The sequence below is a fragment of the Lutibacter sp. Hel_I_33_5 genome (assembly GCF_007827455.1).
Classification (GTDB): Bacteria; Bacteroidota; Bacteroidia; order Flavobacteriales; family Flavobacteriaceae; genus Polaribacter.
On record NZ_VISM01000001.1, the window covers coordinates 819246 to 840434 of the forward strand.

Consider the following 21189-nt stretch of genomic DNA (forward strand, 5'->3'; position numbering starts at 1 on the left):
TAAACTTCAAAAATACATGCGATCAGGTATTTATTTTATTATTTTGTTTTGTTTTTTTACAATTTCAAATATACATGCACAATTAAGTACTAAACATTATATTCCGCCAATTACTGGTCATCAAAATGATTTACCTAAGGAAACTTATATTTATATTTCAAGTCCAAAGAATAATGTAGCATTTACTGTTACACCTGTTGGTTTTCCAAACAAGATATTTAGTGGGGTTGTTTCTAATAATAGTCCATTTGTTTACAGAATAGTAGAAGACGGTGAAGATCCGTCTAACCCCATAGCTATATTGGATGAAGATGGAGACACACAATTTACAGCTCCTTCTAACTTGTCAAATACTATAATAAAAGATAGAGGATATATTATTGAGGCAACAGATGTTATCTACGTTTCTATTAGATTTGATGCAGTCTCAGGGTATCAAGCAGGGGCATTAGTTAGTAAAGGGTTATCTGGATTAGGAAAAGTTTTTAGAGTCGGAGCCTTTGTTAGGCAAGGAGTTTTAGGAAATGGTTTTTTAAATTTTGCTTCTATAATGGCTACAGAAGATAATACCAAAGTAACTTTTGGAGATTTTTCTAATTCGATAGCAATAGTAAACCATACTGGAAACACACCTATTCAAACAATATTACAAGAAGGAGAATCATACTTTATCGCAGTACAAGCTGGGGTTAATTCTGGTGACCCTAATGATATTGTTGGTTCACTTATAGAATCAGACAAACCAATTGTTGTAAATACTGGCTCTATTACAGGTAGTTTTTCTACAGGAACAGGTGGAAGAGATTATGGTGTAGATCAAATTGTAGATTTCAATAAAGTTGGAAATGAATATATTTTTATTAGAGGAAATGGTGGTAATTCGCCTATAGGTGATGAATGGGAAAATGTTTTATTGGTAGCTCACATAGATAAAACAGAAATATTCATTAATAATAATCAAAAAATTGCAACAATAAATGCAGGAGAATATTACGTAATTGAAGGTGATTCATATACAAATGAAAATTTATATGTTAAAACTTCTCAGTCAGTTTTTGCTTATCAAGGAATAGGTGGAAATCCTAATAGTAAAGCAAATCAGGGCATGTTCTTTGTTCCTCCTTTAAGTTGTGAAAATAAAGGGAATGTAGATAACATCGCAGCTATCGATAAAATTGGAAATACAGATTTTAGTGGTGGAATTACAGTTGTTTCAGAGAAAGGAGCAACTATTTTAGTTAATAAACAACCTATTAATTCTTTCAATACTATTGGTCCAACTTCTGTAGATGGTAATACAAAATATGAAACTTATAAAGTAAATGGTTTAACTGGTAATGTTTCAGTAGAAAGTACTGGTGAGTTATATTGTGCATACTTTAATCGTAGTGGTTTTGCTACATCGGGGAGTTTCTACTCAGGCTTTCCGTCACCCCCAGAAATTAATTTTAACGCAACAGTTGTTACTCTAGGTAATTGTATTCCAAATGTAAAATTGGAAGCTTTAAACACAAGTGCTTTTGATACATTTGAATGGTATTATGACAGCGGAAACGGGTTCCAACCAACAGGAAATATAACAGCCAAATTTACACCAACAAATCCTGGGAATTATAAACTAAGAGGCGTAATAAATTGTTCTAATGCAGTTTTTGAATCTGCAATTGTTCCTGTAAGTATTTGCCCTGATGATGCCGATAATGATCTTATTATTGATAATGTTGATATTGATACAGATAATGATGGAATCTTAAATTGTGATGAATCTCGAGGAGATGTAACAATTAATTTAACAGATATTAATATACCTGTACTTAACTTTCTTGATAATTCTACTGATAATTCATTTGTAACTACAAAGATTATTTCGAATGGAACTTCAACTTTGACTGGCGATATAACAGGTAATTTTACAACAAGTATAGAACCAGCATTAAATTCAGATGTATCCTACGAATTATCTTTTAGTAAACCGTCTCATATTGAATATTCGCAGAATACAGCCATAACTCACACAAATGTTGCAGGTGAAAATTTTTCACTAACAATTACACCCAATAACAAGAACATAACTTTAATAGACCCAGATAATATTTTATTAGTTGACACTAATTTTGATGGAGTTTATGAAAGTAATATTAATAACTATAATGCAACTGAAATACGCTTTCAAATAAACCCTACACCTAAAGGAACAACTCCTTTTAAAATTGCAGGAAATAGTATTGATAAAATAACCTTTAAACATACACTAAGTAATGTAAGTAATGCCTCAAGTTTTGCTGGAAATATAAAATTAACCTGTTTCGCAAAAGATTCTGATGGTGATGGAATAGAAGATGCATTAGATTTAGATTCTGATAATGATGGAATTAAAGATTTTGATGAATTTGCAGGTCAAAAAATTAGTTTAACAGGAAACGACACAAATTTAGATGGATTAGATGATGTTTTTAACAACCTAACTATTTCAGATTTTGACAAAGACGGAATTCCTGATTATTTAGATGTAGATTCTGATAACGACGGAATTTATGATTCTACAGAAGCTGGTCATAATTTAGATGCAAATCTAGATGGAGTTATAGATAACCCAATTGTTGGTACGAATGGATTAGTTAATAGTTTAGAAACAACAGCAAATAGTGGAATTCTAAAAACACCTACTTCAGATATAAATGGTGATAACAGAATAAACTCAGTCGATTTAGATGCTGATGGAGATCGTTGTTTTGATGTGATTGAAGCTGGATTTTTAGATCCGAATAACGATAATATTATTGGTCCTTCTCCTGTTCAAGTAGATGCAAACGGGAAAGTAATTAATATCCCTGATGGATATACTGCTCCAAACTTAAATTATATAACTATAGCACCTATAGATTTAAACACTCCTTTTGAAAATGTTACTTTTTGTGAAGCCTCCACTTCCACAATAACCATAGATTCAACCGCAGATGTTTTTCAATGGGAAGTAAGTACAGATAATGGAACTAATTGGTCAACTATTAATGATAATGCTATTTATAACGGTTCAATCACAAAAGATTTACAAATAACAAATATTCCGTTAACCTATAATAATTATCAATTTAGAGTTAAGCAAAATAGATCTGGAAATAGCTGTGAAAATACTTCTACAAGTATTGTACTGACAGTAAACCCTTTACCAATTATAAAAGACAACTCTGTCATAATTAAGCAATGTATTGATACACAAAACTCAACATCAACTACATTAAATTTAACCTTATCACAAATTAGTATCTCAGACAATCCAAATGGTACTTTTGAATATTATGAAGACCAAGCTGGAACTAATCTTATTGTGAACCCAACAAATTACGATGTTGTATTTAATCAACCTAAAAATGTTTGGGTAAAAACTATTTCAGAATTTGGTTGTGCAGGTGTGTTAACAGAATTAATTATTAATGTTGCGCAAACTCCAAATAACCCATATAGTAATATTTTCCCTCCGGAATGTGATGATTTTTTAGACACACAAGGAAATAATACTCCTGGAAATAATTCTGATATAGATCAAATTACAAATTTTCCAAAGTCTTCTTTTGATGAAGCTATTATTGGAATTTCGGCACCTGCAAATACTACGTTATCATTTTATGAAAGTCAAAACGATAGAGATATTTCCTTAAACCCAATTAATATTTCTAATTATAGAAACAACATCTCAAAAATACGAGCTGATGGTGCATTAATAGACACATCAACAGGTATAAGGTTTCCTATTTATTATAAAATTTTAAGTACTTTAAATAATGATTGTGAAGGATTTGGAGAATTTTTCTTACAAATAGATTCGGTACCAACAGCACAAAATGTATCTGATTTAGTATTATGTGATGATGCCACAGATGGCAGCAACATAAACGGATTTATGCAGTCATTTAATTTAGAAAGTCAAACCAGTACAATTTTAGGAAATCAAAACAATCCAAATTTATCTGTTACTTATCATCTATCATCTGCAGATGCAAATTCTGGTTTAAATCTACAAACTTCTCCATTTACAAATACAGTAAAAGACAAACAAACCGTCTATGTTAGAGTAACTAACACAAATGGTGGTTGTTTTACAGACCATACAAGTTTTGATGTAATTGTAAATCCTGTTCCTGTAGCAAATTTTGTTCCAAATCTAGAAATCTGTGATGATAATACAGATGGTTCTGCACGTAACGGATTTTCTCAATCTATCGATTTAACAAGTCGTACAGCAGGGATTTTAGGAAATCAAGATCCAACACAATTTGGCGTTAGTTATCATACTTCATTAGCAAATGCACAAGGAAATATTAATCCATTATTAAGTCCTTATTCAAATACTGTTGCTGATAGGCAAACAATATATGTACGTGTATTTAATCAAACAACACAATGTGCAAATGGAATTTCAAATTTTGATGTTATTATCAATAAAGAACCATTAGCAAATCCAGATAGTACATTATCTAATTTATCATTATGTGATAATGATAATGACGGAGATGATACAAATGGATTAATAGATACTATTGATTTAACAGTACAAATTCCTACAATTCTTGGTACGACACAAGATGAAGATGTTTTTAATGTAACATTTCATTCAAATCAAACAGATGCTACTTCTGGTAGTAATCCTTTACCATTATTTTACACAAACTCTACACCAACAGAAACAATTTTTGTTAGAATAGAAAACAAAGCTACTGGCTGTGTAAATGATGACTTAACATTTCAATTAATTATTAATCCGTTACCAGATTTTCAAGTAACAACACCACAAATTGTATGTTTAAATAATCCACCGGTAAATTTAACAGTAGAAAACCCTAGAGCAATATATAATTACAAATGGTCAAAAGTTTCTGACGGAACAACACTAAGTACTACAGACAATGTTGATGTTTTTTCTGGAGGAAGTTACAAAGTAATAGCTACAGATTTAGTTACAGGCTGTATTAGAGAACGAACTGTTGAAGTTACTGAATCTAATATTGCAGAAATAAAAGACGAAGACATTACTATTATTGATGATTCAGATAATAATTCAATCAAAATAAATACGGGTAATCAAAATTTAGGAATAGGTTCATATGAATATGCCTTGATTGATGAAAGCGGAAATACCTATAGAAACTATCAATACGATCCATTTTTCGATCAATTAGTTGGTGGAATTTACACCATTTTAGTTCGTGATAAAAATGGCTGTGATATTAACGGAGTTCCGGTAAAACTATCAATATCAGTAGTTGAATTCCCTAAATTCTTTTCACCAAATAATGATGGTATAAATGATACCTGGGGAATTAAAGGAGCTAATTCCACTTTTTATCCAACAAGTAAAATTTATATTTTTAATCGATTTGGAAAAGCAGTTGCAGAAGTTCCTATTGATGGAAGAGGTTGGGATGGCACGTACAATGGAAAAACACTGCCTTCAGACGATTATTGGTTTTCAATTATGTTAGTTGATAAATCTGGTAATGCAAGAGAGCGAAAAGGAAATTTTTCTTTACTAAGGAAATAGTTTTAAAAAAAAGTATATATTTATGGACATTTTTAATACAAAAAATATGTAAAGCAATAAAAAAACATACGTACCCTTAATTAATAAAATAGATAGATAAATTACTCCCCTAAAGTAATGAAGAATTATAATCCCCCTAGAATTATAATTTTCTTATTGTTGTGTATTTGCACTAATGCTGCTTTTTCACAATTAAGTAAGAAACATTATATACCGCCAATTACCAATGCAGAATTTGGTAATGCCAATCCCGAAGATCACTATTTGTATATTTCTACACCTAGTGCCAACAACATAACATATACCATAAAACTTCTTGGACAGCCACCTGCCTCAAATATTACAGGTACAATTTCTAATAGCACTCCACTTAGAGTTGATATAGGAACTGGTTACAGTCAATTGTTTCAACAGTCTAGCCAAACAAGCACAGTTACAAATAACAAAGGGTATATCATTGAAGCCCAAGAACCTATTTATGTTTCTGTTAGAGCAAGAGCTGGAGGAACTACTCAAGCTGGCGCATTAGTAAGTAAAGGTTTGTCTGGACTTGGAAAAACTTTTAGAGTTGGAAGCTATACCAATGAAAATCCGCAAACAAATTATTTGAATTTTGTTTCAGTAATGGCTACGGAAGATAATACCAATGTGGTGTTTTCTGATTTACCTGCTGGAATAAGCATTAAAAATTACGCTGGAACGTTACCTGTAAATGTTACTTTAAATGAAGGAGAAAGCTATATTGTAGCTACAAATAGTTCAGAAAGTGTAATCAATAGAGATGGTTTGGTTGGTGCTTTGGTAACTTCTGATAATCCTATAGTTGTTAATGTTGGTTCTGCCAATGGAAGTTTTCATAATGGAACTGGTAGAGATTTTGGAATTGACCAAATTGTTGATATTTCTCAATTAGGTAAAGAATATGTATTTGTTAAGGGTGATGGTTTAGATGGTTGGGAAAATATTTTAATTGTTGCGCATACAGACAATACAAGTATTAGTATTAATGGTGCAGCGACCCCAACAACAACTATAAATGCAGGTGATTATTATTTAATTGAAGGAAATAACTTTAATGTAAATGGTAATATGTATGTAAAAACATCTGAAAATGTTTTTGCGTATCAGGGTATTGGAGCTACTACTAGTGAAGCAAATCAAGGAATGTTTTTAGTACCCGCCATAAGTTGTGAAAATAGAGGAAATGTAGATAATATTCCATCTATAGATGTAATTGGTTCAACAAATTATGACGGTGGATTAAGCATTGTTACCAATGTAAATGAAACAGTTTCTATAAATGGACAAGACATTTCTAATTTTGCAGCACAAGGACCATTTAATGTTTCTGGAAAACCTAATTATGTAACGTATAAAGTAACTGGTTTAACTGGAAATATTTCTGTTGAAAGTACTGGTGAGTTATACTGTGCCTATTTTAATAGAAATGGTGTTGCAACTTCTGGAAGCTTTTATTCTGGGTTTCCATCACCACCAGAAATTAATTTTAATTCAGGTTTAGCAAGTAACTTAGATTGTATACCAAATATTACATTAGAAGCACAAAATATTGGTTTATTTGATAAACTAGAATGGTTTTATGATGATGGAACTGGGTTTGTACTTGTAGGCACAAACTCAAATACATATAAGCCAACCCAAGGTGGTATCTATAAATTAAGAGGAACCGTAACTTGCTCTAACAGAGAGTTTGAATCACCAATTGTACCTGTAAGTGTTTGTCCTACAGATTATGACAATGATAACATAATCGATAATCTAGATGTAGATATTGATAATGACGGAATCTTAAATTGTGATGAATCCTTAGGGGATGCTACATTAAATTTCAACAATGTAAATCAGCCTTCATTAATTTTTCTAAGCGGAAATACGGATACTACTTTTGTAACCTCAACTACAAATAAAAACGGTATATCAACAGTTTCTGGAGATATTACAGGGAATTTCACAACTCAAATCCCTCCTTCTTTAAGTTCTGATGTAGATTATACCTTAACTTTTAACAAACCTTCTAGTGTAGAAATTATTCAAAACCCTTCAGTTAGTCATACTATAATAACTGGTGAAAATTTTTCATATAAAGTTGGATCAAATTCAAAAAACATCACATTAATAGATCCAGATAACATTTTATTAGTGGATACAAATTTTGACGGTGCTTATGAAACTGGTGTAACCAATTATTCTGCTGTAGAAATTCGGTTTGTATTCAATCCAACACCAAACGGAACTACTCCTTTTAAATTTGTTAGTACTAATATTGACAATTTAACATTTAAACATCAACAGAGTAATTTTGGTGCTACAACAGAATTTGCAAGTAATATTAAACTTAAATGTTTTGCAAAAGACACTGATAATGATGGAATTGAAGATGCTTATGATTTAGATGCTGATAATGACGGAATTCCAGATTTAATTGAGCATACAGGAAATATTATTACTCTTTCAGGAAATGATGATAATTCTGATGGGTTAGATAACATTTTTAACTCGCTAACTATTGCAGATACTGATAATGATGGCGTAAAAGATTATCTTGATTTGGATGCTGATAACGATGGAATTTATGATGTTTTCGAAGCTAATCACAACTTACCAGATACAAATTTAGATGGTATAATTGATAATGCAACAAATCTTGTAGGTATAAATGGTCTAGTAAATAATTTAGAAACCAATACAGATAACGGAATTTTAAATTATTCTGTAAATGATACAGATAGTGATAACAAAATTAATGCTGCCGAATTAGATAGCGACAACGATGGTTGTTTTGATGTGATTGAAGCTGGTTTTATTGATAATGATTCCGATAATTATATTGGACAATTTCCTTTAACAACAAATAGTAATGGTATTGTTACAAACGCAACTGATGGATATACTATTCCTAGTACAAATTACATCAATTTTGCGCCAATCACTATAAATACAGCATTTGTTGATGTTACTTTTTGTGAAGGAACTAATCCAGTAATTACTATAGATACAACGGCGGATTCCTATCAATGGGAAGTAAGTCCAGATAATGGAACTACTTGGTCTTCCATCACTAATAATTCTACCTATCTAGGCGCAACAACGGCCTCATTACAAATAAGTAATTTATCATTATCATTAAATAATTATAAATATAGAGTAATACAAGAAAGAACAGGAAATAGCTGTAATGAAACCTCTAATGTCATTTCTTTATATGTAAACCCCTTACCTACCATTACTAATGAGGTTACATTAAAAGAATGTGATACAGATGTAGATGGACAAACAAGTTTTAATCTTTTTGATGCCTCAATATTAATTTCCACAAATTATGTAAATGAAACTTTTATCTTCTATCCTACCCTAGTTGATGCGCAAGCCAATACAAATGCATTAACTCAAGTAGAATCTTCAAATTTTATTAGCGCAAATGACAAAAAAGTTTGGGTACGAGCTATTTCTAATAAAGGTTGTTTTAGAATTGCACAAATTAACTTAACGGTATCGGTAACAAATATTCCAAATACATTCTCTAGAACGTTTACTGCCTGTGACGATTTTTTAGATACAAATGGAAATAATAACAGCAACAATAGTGATGCAGATGGAATTTCGAGCTTTAATTTTAGTAGTGTTACACAGGAAATTATCACGAGTTTAGGAGTAAGTTCAGATCAGATTACTATAGAATATTTTCAAAATTTTGCCAACGCAACTTTAGAGCAAAATAAAATTACTGATATTAATACTTATAGAAATAGTAGTTCTCCAGGAACACAAAACATTTATGTGAGAGTAAATAGTAAATTAGATGCTACTTGCTTTTATATTGGACATCATATTACTTTAAATGTTACTACTATTCCAGTTGCACAACAAGTTAATAATATTGAATTATGTGATGATTTAACCGATGGTAATGCTAATAATGGAATTGTACAATCATTTAATTTAGAATCTAAAACAGCAATAATATTAGGAGGTCAAAACCCTAATCAAATTAATGTAACCTATCATCAATCAAAATCTGATGCAACTTTAGGTGTAAATGCGTTAACATCACCCTATACAAATATTGTAAACTATCAACAAACAATTTATGTTAGAGCAACAAATACAACTACAAATTGTTTTAATGACAAAACAACGTTTAATCTTATTGTAACACCAGTACCCGTTGCAAATCCTGTTAATACGATTGAAGTTTGTGATACTAATACTGATGGATTTGTAGATTCAATTAACTTAGATAGTCAAACAAATACAATACTTGGTAATCAAAGTCCAACAAACCATACAGTAACCTATCATTTAACTCAAAATGATGCAGATGTTGGAACTAACCAATTAAGTTCTCCATTTACTAATACTATAAAAGATTTGCAAACTATTTATGTGAGAGTCAGAAATAACACAACCAATTGTCACACAAGTACTACTACATTTAATGTGGACGTAAAGCCTTTACCAATTGCAAATCCTGTAAGTAATATAGAACTTTGCGATACCGATACTGATGGTTTTGTGGACACTTTTAACTTAGAAAGTCAAACAAATACAATCTTAGGAAATCAAAATATTAATAATTTTACAGTTACATATCATGCCAATCCTTTAGATTCAAATACAGGGAGTAACTCATTAAGCTCCCCTTTTACCAATACCATTAAAGATCAACAAAGTATATATGTTAGGATTAAAAATAATACTACAAATTGTGCTATCGCTACTACTTCTTTTAATGTAATTGTAAACCCTTTACCAGTATTAAGTACTATAAATAATATAGAGGTTTGTGATGATAATAAGGATGGATTTGTGGACGTTTTTAATTTAGAAAGTCAAACTCCAATTTTACTGAGTGGACAAAACGCAGCTAATTTTACGGTTACTTATCATTTAAGTACATCGAATGCAAATACTGGTACAAATGCACTAAGTTCTCCGTTTAAAAACTTGATAAAAGACAGACAAACCATCTATGCTCGAGTTACAAATAAACTAAACAATTGTTTTAGTAATGTTACCAGTTTTGATATTATTGTGAATCCTCTACCTATTGTAAATCAATTGAATGACATAGAAATATGTGATAATAATACCGACGGATTTGTTGATTCTTTTAATTTAGAAAGTCAGACAACTATATTGCTTGGTAGCCAAGATCCAAATAAATTTACGGTTACCTATCATTTAACTCAGAATGATGCAGATATAGGAAATAATCAGCTTAGTTCTCCTTTTACCAATACTACAAAAGATAAGCAACCTATTTATGTTAGGATTAGAAATAATACAACGAATTGCTTTACAAGCTCCACTACCTTTAATGTAGTTGTAAAACCATTACCAATTGCAAACTCTGTTGGCAATATTGAACTTTGTGATACAGATATTGATGGTTTTGTGGACGCTTTTAATTTAGAAAGCCAAACAAATACCATCTTAGGAAATCAAGATCCAAATAACTTCACGGTTACGTATCACCTTAATTTTCAAGATGCAGATACTGGAAATAATTCTTTGAGTTCTCCTTTTACCAATACTACTAAAGACCAACAAACCATATATGTTAGAGTAAAAAACAACACCTCTAACTGTGTTATTGCTACCACTTCTTTTAATGTAATTGTAAACCCTTTACCAGTATTAAGCACTATAAATAACATTGAGGTTTGTGATGATGATACAGATGGATTTGTGGACGTTTTTAATTTAGAAAGTCAAACTCCAATATTGCTGAGTGGACAAAACGCTTCTAATTTTACGGTTACTTATCATTTAAGTCAATCTAATGCTAATACAGGTACAAATGCACTAAGTTCTCCGTTTAAAAACTTGATAAAAGACAGACAAACAATCTATGCTCGAGTTACAAATAAGTTGAACAACTGTTTTAATAATGTTACCAGCTTTGATATTATTGTGAATCCTCTACCTATTGTAAATCAATTGAATGACATAGAAATATGTGATAATAATACCGATGGATTTGTTGATTCTTTTAATTTAGAAAGTCAGACAACTATATTACTTGGCAGTCAAGACCCAAATAACTTTACGGTTACCTATCATTTAACTCAGAATGATGCAGATATAGGAAATAATCAATTGAACTCTCCTTTTACCAATACTACAAAAGACAAGCAACCAATTTATGTTAGGATTAGAAATAATACTACGAATTGTATTACAAGTTCTTCTACTTTTAATGTGATTGTAAAACCATTACCTGTTATTAATGAAAATGTCGATTTAATGGCATGTGATATTGATGTAGACGGTACAACTGGTTTTAATTTATTGAATGCAATTCCTTTAATATCAACTAATTTTATAAATGAAGAATTTAAATTCTATACCTCTTTTACAGATTTACAATTAGATAATAATGTACTTACACAACAAGAGATCGCAAATTATAATGCAACAAATACAGCTAAAGTTTGGGTAAAAGTTATTTCTTCTACAGGATGTTTTAACATCGCTCAAATTAATTTAATTGTTTCTGTTACTAACATTCCATCAAGCTTTTCTAGAACGTTTACTATGTGCGATGATTATTTAGACAGTAATGGTGACGACAATCAAAATAACAATGACAATGACGGAATTTCAACATTTAACTTTAGATCAGTTCAACAAGAATTATTAGGGATTTTAGGAGGAAACCAAAATCAGGTAGTTATTCAATATTATAAAAATCAAGAAGACGCCCAGAATCAACAAAATGCAATTATAGATATTTCAAATTATAGAAATAGTAGCGCACCAATGTTACAAAATATTTTTACAAGAGTAAATAGTACAATTGATTCTAGTTGCTTTTATATCGGAAGTCATATTACCTTAGAAGTTAACAACATACCTTCTGCTAAAACGCTACCAAACTTAGAAATTTGCGATAATTTAAACGATGGAAATGCAATTAATGGTATTGTGCAATCTATAGATTTAGAAAGTTTATCTACAACTATTTTAGGTACACAAAACCCAACCGATTTTAAAGTTACTTATCACTTATCTCCTATTGATGCAAAAGCTGGATTTAACGCAATAACATCACCTTTTACGAACACCATTAAAGATCAACAAAAAATATTTGTTAGAGTGACCAATAATAAAACAGGATGTTTTAACAATCACACTTCCTTCGATATTATAGTAAATCCAATTCCAATTGCTTTTGCAACAGAAGATATTATTATTTGTGATGATGATTTTGATGGATTAATTAGAGATATTGATTTAGAACAACAGACTCCAATAATTTTAGGAACACAAAATACAGCAAATTTAAGTGTAACTTATCATGTTTCACCATCAGACGCAGCTTCCGGAGAAAATCCTTTGAAGTCACCTTTCTCTTTAACAAAAAAGAATCAGCAAACAATATTTATTAGAGTTTCAAATAATGCAACTGGTTGTTTTACTAACGAAACATCATTTAAAGTGATTGTTAACCCCTTACCTGTTTTATCAGAAGATGTTAAATTAACTCAGTGTGATATCGATATTGATGGAATTGCAATATTTAATTTACAAGAAGCATTACCTATGCTTTCTAAAAAATATACAATAGAAAAGTTCACATTTCATTCGACAAAAAATGATGCTGACAATAACTTAAATGCCTTTTCTTTACCAAAAACGTTGTTATATGTTGGTAAAAATAATGAAGAAATTTGGGTACGAGCAGCTTCAGAATTTAACTGTATTAGTAGTACTAAAATAACCTTAAAAGTATCGGTTACTAATATTCCAAATACCTATTTAAAAACGTTTTCAGAATGTGATGATTTCGATGATGAACAAAAAAACAATTCCAATAATGACGGAATTACATTTTTTAATTTTAGTAGTACAACTCAAGAAATAACAACACTTCTCAATGTTTCTACAGAAGATATAACTATTAAATATTATAGAAATTATACCGATGCAGAAACTGATAAAAACCATATTATTAACCCAAGTAGTTATAGAAATATAGGCTATCCCAATACTCAGAATATTTATGTGAGAGTTACCAATACTAGTAATAACTCTTGTATATATTTTGGACACCACATTACCTTAAAAGTAAACCCTTCTCCAACTGCACAACCTGTTCAAAATTTAGAAGTTTGTGATAATTTAAGCGATATAGATGCCACAAATGGTGTTGTTCAAAATTTTGATTTAGAAAGCCAAACAAGTAATGTTTTAGGTAATTTAAACGCAAGTGATTTTACTGTAACCTATCATATTTCAGAATTACATGCTAATGAAGGAGTAAAACCATTAATATCTCCTTATACAAATGCAAATAGAGATAGACAGACTATTTATGTAAGAGTGACCAATAAATTAACTGGATGCTTTTCTAGTAATACTAATTTTGATTTAATAGTAAATCCATTACCTATTTCAAATTTTGTAGAAGATTTACAAGTTTGTGATGATGATTTTGACGGTTTTGCATATAACATTAATTTAAGATTACAAACTGCCACAATCTTAGGAAGTCAAAGTTCAAATAAAATATCGGTACGTTATTTTTTAAGTAAAAAAGATGCCAAAAACAATGAAAATCCAATTTTAAAGGCTTTTGATAATACGATAGCGCATCGACAAACCATTTATGTTAGCGTTACAAACTTACAAACTCAATGTAGAGCAGAAATTAAAGATTTTGATGTTATCATCAATAAAAAACCAAGAATCAACTACTTAGAAGAAATCTCCACTTTAGTATTATGTGATGATGCTTTTGATGGAGACCCAAGAAATAGACTAGTTCAGAATATCGATTTATCTGTTCAATTACCAGAATTATTAGCAGGCAATCAAAATATAGAAGATTACAATATAACTTTCTATACCAATGCCGATGATGCATTTACAGGTTTAAATCCATTAGAAACAGCATATGCAAACTCAAAACCACAAGAAACAATTTATGCAAGAATTCAACATAAAATAACAGGTTGTTTTAACAGCAACGCTTCTTTTAGATTGATTGTTTATCCCTTACCAGAATTAGAAGTTGAAACACCACAAGTTCTTTGTTTAAACAACCCTATCACGAATCTTAGAGTAGTAAACCCAACAGAACAATATTCTTATCATTTTGAAGACCCAGAAGGAAATATCGTAAGTAATTCGTATCAAGTAGATGTTTCAAAAGGTGGGGATTATAAAGCTGTTGCAACCAATCCAGAAACAGGTTGTTTTATTGAAAAAGTAATTCATGTTTTAGAATCTAATGCTGCCTTTATTGCAGAAAAAGATATTACGGTAATTGAAGAAAAAAATAACAACTCCATCATCATCAATATAAAGAATAACAATTTAGGCCCTGGCGATTATGAATTTTCTTTACTAAACAGAAAAGGAGAAATCGTAAGAGAATATCAAGATGAACCTGTTTTTGAAAATTTAAAAGGTGGTTTTTATACTATATTAATTAGAGATAAATACGGCTGTGATAATGAAGGAATTCCAACCAGTTTTGAAATTTCTGTGATAGAACTACCCACTTTTTTCACACCAAATAACGACGGAGTCAACGATACATGGACAGTAAGAGGAGCAGATTCTACAACATTTCCTACTAGTGAAATTTATATCTATAATCGATTCGGAAAAGTGATTAAAGAAATAAAATTAGATGGAAATGGTTGGGATGGAACGTTTAACGGTAAAGTTCTAGACTCTGGTGATTATTGGGTTTCTGTTTATTTAGTTGATAAAAAAGGGAAAGTAAGAGATCATAAAAGTCATTTTTCCTTAATAAAAAATTAATATTTAGTTTTCTTTTTTGTTAATTGTTTGTACGGATATTTTTTTAGGAAAGTATCCGTATTTTTGTAGATATGGATTTTAAACTTGTCTCAGAATTTTCACCAACAGGAGATCAACCAGAAGCAATAAAACAACTATCGGAAGGAATTTTATCACAAGAAATATTCCAAACATTATTAGGAGTTACAGGTTCTGGTAAAACATTTACGGTTGCAAATGTGGTGCAAAACATCAACCAACCTACCTTAGTTTTAGCACATAATAAAACTTTGGCAGCACAGTTATATTCTGAGTTTAAGCAGTTTTTTCCGCAAAATGCTGTAGAATATTTTGTTTCTTATTACGATTATTATCAACCCGAAGCCTATATACCCGTTTCTGGAACCTATATAGAAAAAGATTTATCAATTAATGAAGATATTGAGCGTTTGCGATTAAGCACTACCTCTTCCCTACTTTCAGGTAGAAAAGATGTGTTGGTAGTTGCCTCAGTGTCATGTTTGTATGGTATCGGAAATCCTGTCGAATTCAAGAAAAATGTTATTCCAGTTGAAGTTGGTCAGCTAATTTCTAGAACCAAGTTTTTACATCAATTAGTAACTAGTTTATATTCTAGGTCTGATATTGAAATTAAAAGCGGAACGTTTAAAGTAAAAGGTGATGTAGTTACTATTTTCCCTTCTTATGGCGATAATGGCTATCGTATTCATTTTTTTGGTGATGAAATTGAAGAAATAGAATCCTTTGATATTGTGAATAATCAGGTAATAGAAAAGTTTGAAGAACTTACTATTTATCCAGCCAATTTGTTTGTAACCTCACCAGATGTGTTACAAAACGCCATTCATCAGATACAAGAAGATATGATGAAACAGGTTGATTATTTTAAAGAAATTGGGAAACATTTAGAAGCAAAACGATTAAAAGAACGTACAGAATTCGATTTAGAAATGATTCGAGAATTAGGCTACTGTTCTGGGATTGAAAACTACTCTCGTTACTTAGACGGACGAGAAGCTGGCACAAGACCGTTCTGTTTATTAGATTATTTTCCAGAGGATTATTTAATGATTATTGACGAGAGTCATGTTACCATTCCACAGACACACGCCATGTACGGGGGCGATAGAAGTAGAAAAGAAAACTTAGTAGAATATGGTTTTAGATTACCAGCAGCGATGGACAATCGTCCACTAAAGTTTGAAGAATTTGAAGCCATTCAAAATCAAACCATATTTGTATCAGCAACACCAGCAGATTACGAATTACAAAAAACAGAAGGTGTATTTGTAGAGCAAGTCATTCGTCCAACAGGATTATTAGACCCAGAAATAGAAATTAGACCTAGTTTAAATCAAATTGATGATTTAATTGAAGAAATACAAGTTAGAGTAGAAAAAGACGAGCGTACTTTAGTAACAACACTTACTAAAAGAATGGCGGAAGAATTGACAAAATACTTAAGCCGAGTTTCTATACGCTGTCGATATATTCATTCTGATGTTGACACTTTAGAACGTGTAGAAATTATGCAAGACTTGCGTAAAGGATTGTTTGATGTGTTGATTGGTGTAAATTTACTAAGAGAAGGGTTAGATTTACCAGAAGTTTCTTTAGTCGCAATTTTAGATGCAGATAAAGAAGGCTTTTTACGCTCACATCGTTCACTTACACAAACAATTGGTAGAGCCGCAAGAAATGTAAATGGAATTGCCATTATGTATGCTGATAAAATTACCAACAGCATGCAAAAAACCATGGACGAAACCGACCGTAGACGTGAAAAACAAATCGCATATAATACTGCAAACAATATCACCCCTACTCAGATTAATAAAAAAATTGACGATTCTTTGTCTAAATCTACCGTGTCTAGTTATCATTATGATGGTGCTGCACAAAAAGCCGCAGAACAAGAATTAGAATACCTAACTAAACCAGAAATAGAAAAACGTATTAGAGAAAAACGTAAACACATGGAAGCTGCGGCAAAAGCCTTAGATTTTATTGTTGCTGCTCAACTGCGTGATGAAATTAAAGTTTTAAAAGAGAAATTATAAAAAACTAATTCAATATTTTAAAATAAATATATTTATAATAAAAGTATTAGATTACTAAATTATTTACATACTCTTAGTCTATTACTAAAGTTATAATAAAAAAACATTAAAAAATGTTACTAAATTTATATTCTAAAAAAATAAAATTGAAAATAATTTTATTAATATTTTTTTGCTCAGCAAAATCAATATTACTTTCTCAAAGTAAAAAAATAATTTATGTTGACGAAAATTATGAGTTTGTTAACTTTTCAAAATATAAAAAGAAATTTAATTCTGAGTTATTTGAAGTAGTAATTTTATCGAATGACACAGCAACTTTTAAAAAATTAAAATTTAAAGAATTCCTAGGTAGAATTGGTGGTTCTAAAAAAAGTCAGTTAAATAAACTATTATCAAAAAGATATAGTGTTGACACTAATAAAGTATGGTTATTCCACTTTTTAGATTCGGTTCCCAATATTAAAAAAATGCCTAACAAATCAAGAATTAAATGCCTTGATTCTACAATTTCTTGGTTATATACAAATAAAGGAAAAAGAAAAAAACTTATTACTTCAAATAGAAATGGTGGTAAGAAAAACATGGTTAAACATAGATGCATAAAACACAAACATTTAATTAGCTTAAAAGATTATATTAAAAAAATAAATGATGAAAATAAAAATATTAACAAAAATACTGAATTAATTCACCTCTATAAATTAAATAAAGGTTTTCCAAAAAATCAATTAAATACATATAATTATTTTGAAGATAAAACTTCTATTTTAAGTAACATTTTTAATGATGGAATCAAATCTTTTAAAACAATTATTATCTATCCTGATGGCAATTATTATACTTCAAATTTTAATTCAAATCACTTTAATAAAGAAAAAAAACTCACACGAAAAAAAACATACAAAAGATATAAAAGACAATGGAATAAAAAATTAGCAAGTGTAAATAAGTAAACTTTAGTTAACATTATTTAAATTTTAAAAAATCAACTTACTCTTCACTTCCCCAAGGAGCACTTGGAGTTTCTATCTCTTTTGATAAGTCAAATTTTACAGAAAAGAATCTATCAGTAGCAACTCTTCTTAAATTATAAGCGAAAGATGTTTTATCTAAGGTAATCCACCAAACATTATTAGAAGCATATGGAATTAAACTTGCGGTGTGTTGATCTGCTGGAAAAAACTGAATAGCAGCTAAACCAGTATTTGGGTTAGAGCCACCATATTGTGTAATTTTATCTTCCGAACCATCTTTGTGCCGATGATCATGTTTTAACTGAATTAATTTTTCATCACTCATAGTAAAAACCCATGTACGGGATTTATCTTCTCCAACAAAAAACGGAATTCTAATTGTGTTCTCTTTACAAGAACGAACATGCATTACTAATTTTTTACCTGTAAATCCATCTCCTTCTTTTGCACCTTCAATTATTTTTCCTTCATATGCTTTTCCACAATGACTTTTTAATGAATCCCAAAACAATACTGAATTAGGTGTTTCTTGGGCAATTAGTTGTAATGGAAATAAAATTAGTAGTAAAAGTTTCTTCATAATTAAATAAATATTAGTGCTTAACAATATAATTCAAAAAATCAATACTAAAGATTAGGAAAGTATAAAATTATAGAAAAACTACATGATGAAATCATTTATTCAAAAAATTATATATTTAACAACTAAACGAAAAACTCTTGCAAATGAAAATTTTAAAGAAAACAAAATCAATTTATCAACTTCTATTTTTAGTATCAATTAGTCTCATACTAGCGTCTTGTTCATCTAAAGATAAAAAAGCATATAAGAAAGAGGTTGTCATTGCAGATTCACTTTTCAAAAATAATGAATTTGAAATAGCAAAAATTTATTATGAGAACGCTTTAAAAGTAAATAAAAGTGATTCGCATGCTAAAAATCAACTTTTAAAAGCTGAAGAATTAATTGCAATTAAGCAAAACAATAAATATGATGATTTAATAAAACAAGCTGATACTTTACTTGAAAATAAAGAATATGAAAAAGCAAAAAAAATATATTTAGAAGCTTCAAAAATAAAATCAAACGAAAACAATCTGACTGAAAAAATTAATTCTATCACAAAGATATTAGACATTAAAAATTCTAAACCCTATCATGTAATTGTTGGTAGTTACGAAATAGAATCTAACGCCTATGCTTTACAAAGAAAACTAAAAAAACAAAATACTGAAAGTACAGTGTTTAAGAGTCATCAAAATAACCATTTAGTTAGTATTAAATCGTTTAATACACTAAACCAAGCGTATAATCATTTATACCAAATGGAAGAAGAATATGATTTTAATCCAGAAACATGGGTTTATAAAATGAAGTAATTATTAATTCACATATAAAAAAGAAATACTTTTGAACTTAACTTATTTTTGAAAAACTTTATTAATTCTCTAAAAACGATTATCACCATCTAATATATCTCCAATTCCACCTAAGATACTGCCTTCTCCTCTACCACCTTTTCCAGTTCTTGGCGCCATAGACAATACTCTTCCTGCTAATCTACTAAAAGGTAATGATTGTACAAACACAGTTCCAGGACCTCGTAAAGTAGCAAAGAACATTCCTTCACCTCCAAAAACAGTGTTTTTTATACCACCGACAAACTCAATATCATAATCTACTTCTTTTGTAAATCCTACAATACAACCGGTATCAACTTTTAAAACTTCTCCAGGTTGTAACACTTTTTTAGCTATAGTTCCTCCAGCATGGATAAAACTCATTCCATCTCCCTCTAACTTTTGCATGATAAACCCTTCTCCGCCGAACAAACCTCTACCCAATCGTTTAGAAAACTCTATTCCAATTGAAACTCCTTTTGCAGCACATAAAAACGCATCTTTCTGGCAAATAAATTTACCTCCAAATTCGGTTAAATCGATTGGAATAATTTTTCCAGGATAGGGTGATGCAAATGATATTTGTTTTTTTCCTTGTCCGTTATTTGTAAAAACGGTCATGAATAAACTTTCACCCGTTAGTATTCTTTTTCCTGCTGAAAATATCTTCCCCAACAATCCTTTTTCTTGATTTGAACCATCGCCCAAAATAGTATTCATTTTCATCTGATCATCCATCATCATAAATGTTCCAGACTCTGCTACTACTCCTTCTTGAGGATCTAATTCTATTTCTACATATTGCATTTCTTCGCCAAAAATGCGGTAATCTATTTCGTGTGCGTTCATATGGTTAGGTGTTAGGTGAAATTAAAAATCTCTTACTACTTCATTCTATAAATTAGTAGCCTGTATTATAAAATTGTTACATTTTTAAATTATAAAAATTAAAACAAATCAATTCTTAACTTTAACACTCCATTGAAAAGAGAATTTAGAAACGATAATTCCTTCTTCATTTTTTCCTTCCGAAGTTAAAACGAGAACTTGTCCATCACCAGTTTCAATAGATTTCTGTATTGCTTCTCTAATATCATTTCCGTCTTTACAAATAAAGGTAATTCTACCTGTAGCTTTTTTGAAAAAATCTGCTTCTTGATGTGTTACCAACATCGAAACTTTTCTTTTAGAATCGTGAATTGCTTTCATAACTAAAAGACCAGTCGGTAACTCCGCAGCCATTCCTTGTGCAGCCCAAAACATCGATTTAAAAGGATTTTGATTCATCCATCTATGCTTAATAGTCACAACAACTTCTGAATCTGTAATTGATTTTACGCGTACACCGCCAAAGAAGGCTAACGGTAATTTTATAATATTAAATAAGTTTACTTTTCTTGGTGTGAATTTCATACTC

At 30.1% G+C, this 21189-nt stretch carries 8 protein-coding genes; 5 read left to right on the forward strand and 3 right to left on the reverse strand.

Annotated elements, in window-relative coordinates; genetic code table 11:
- Positions 1–16: 16 nt before the first annotated feature.
- The 4 genes from OD91_RS03555 (at position 17) to OD91_RS03570 (ending at position 18350) form a co-directional block, all read left to right on the forward strand.
- Positions 17–5539, forward strand: coding sequence for a T9SS type B sorting domain-containing protein (locus tag OD91_RS03555; RefSeq protein ID WP_144895023.1), 5523 nt, complete (start codon positions 17–19; stop codon positions 5537–5539).
- A 117-nt stretch (positions 5540–5656) separates the two neighbouring features.
- Positions 5657–15334, forward strand: coding sequence for a T9SS type B sorting domain-containing protein (locus OD91_RS03560; RefSeq protein WP_144895024.1), 9678 nt, complete (start codon positions 5657–5659; stop codon positions 15332–15334).
- A 71-nt stretch (positions 15335–15405) separates the two neighbouring features.
- Positions 15406–17394, forward strand: coding sequence for an excinuclease ABC subunit UvrB (gene uvrB / locus OD91_RS03565; RefSeq protein WP_144895025.1), 1989 nt, complete (start codon positions 15406–15408; stop codon positions 17392–17394).
- A gap of 146 nt (positions 17395–17540) precedes the next feature.
- Complete coding sequence (locus OD91_RS03570) at positions 17541–18350, forward strand: hypothetical protein (protein ID WP_144895026.1); 810 nt, start codon at positions 17541–17543, stop codon at positions 18348–18350.
- Positions 18351–18387: 37 nt separating this feature from the next.
- Here OD91_RS03570 and OD91_RS03575 read toward each other — a convergent pair whose 3' ends face one another.
- Positions 18388–18951, reverse strand: coding sequence for a hypothetical protein (locus OD91_RS03575; RefSeq protein WP_144895027.1), 564 nt, complete (start codon positions 18949–18951; stop codon positions 18388–18390).
- Positions 18952–19097: 146 nt separating this feature from the next.
- On the opposite strand from OD91_RS03575, the gene OD91_RS03580 reads away from it, so the two are divergent.
- Positions 19098–19751 (forward strand): SPOR domain-containing protein, encoded by a 654-nt coding sequence (locus OD91_RS03580; protein WP_144895028.1) that lies wholly within the window; start codon positions 19098–19100, stop codon positions 19749–19751.
- A gap of 69 nt (positions 19752–19820) precedes the next feature.
- Here OD91_RS03580 and OD91_RS03585 read toward each other — a convergent pair whose 3' ends face one another.
- Positions 19821–20621, reverse strand: coding sequence for a TIGR00266 family protein (locus OD91_RS03585; protein ID WP_144895029.1), 801 nt, complete (start codon positions 20619–20621; stop codon positions 19821–19823).
- Between the two features lie 108 nt (positions 20622–20729).
- Positions 20730–21185, reverse strand: a complete 456-nt coding sequence (locus OD91_RS03590) for a DUF4442 domain-containing protein (protein ID WP_144895030.1) — start codon at positions 21183–21185, stop codon at positions 20730–20732.
- Between the last annotated feature and the right edge of the window lie 4 nt (positions 21186–21189).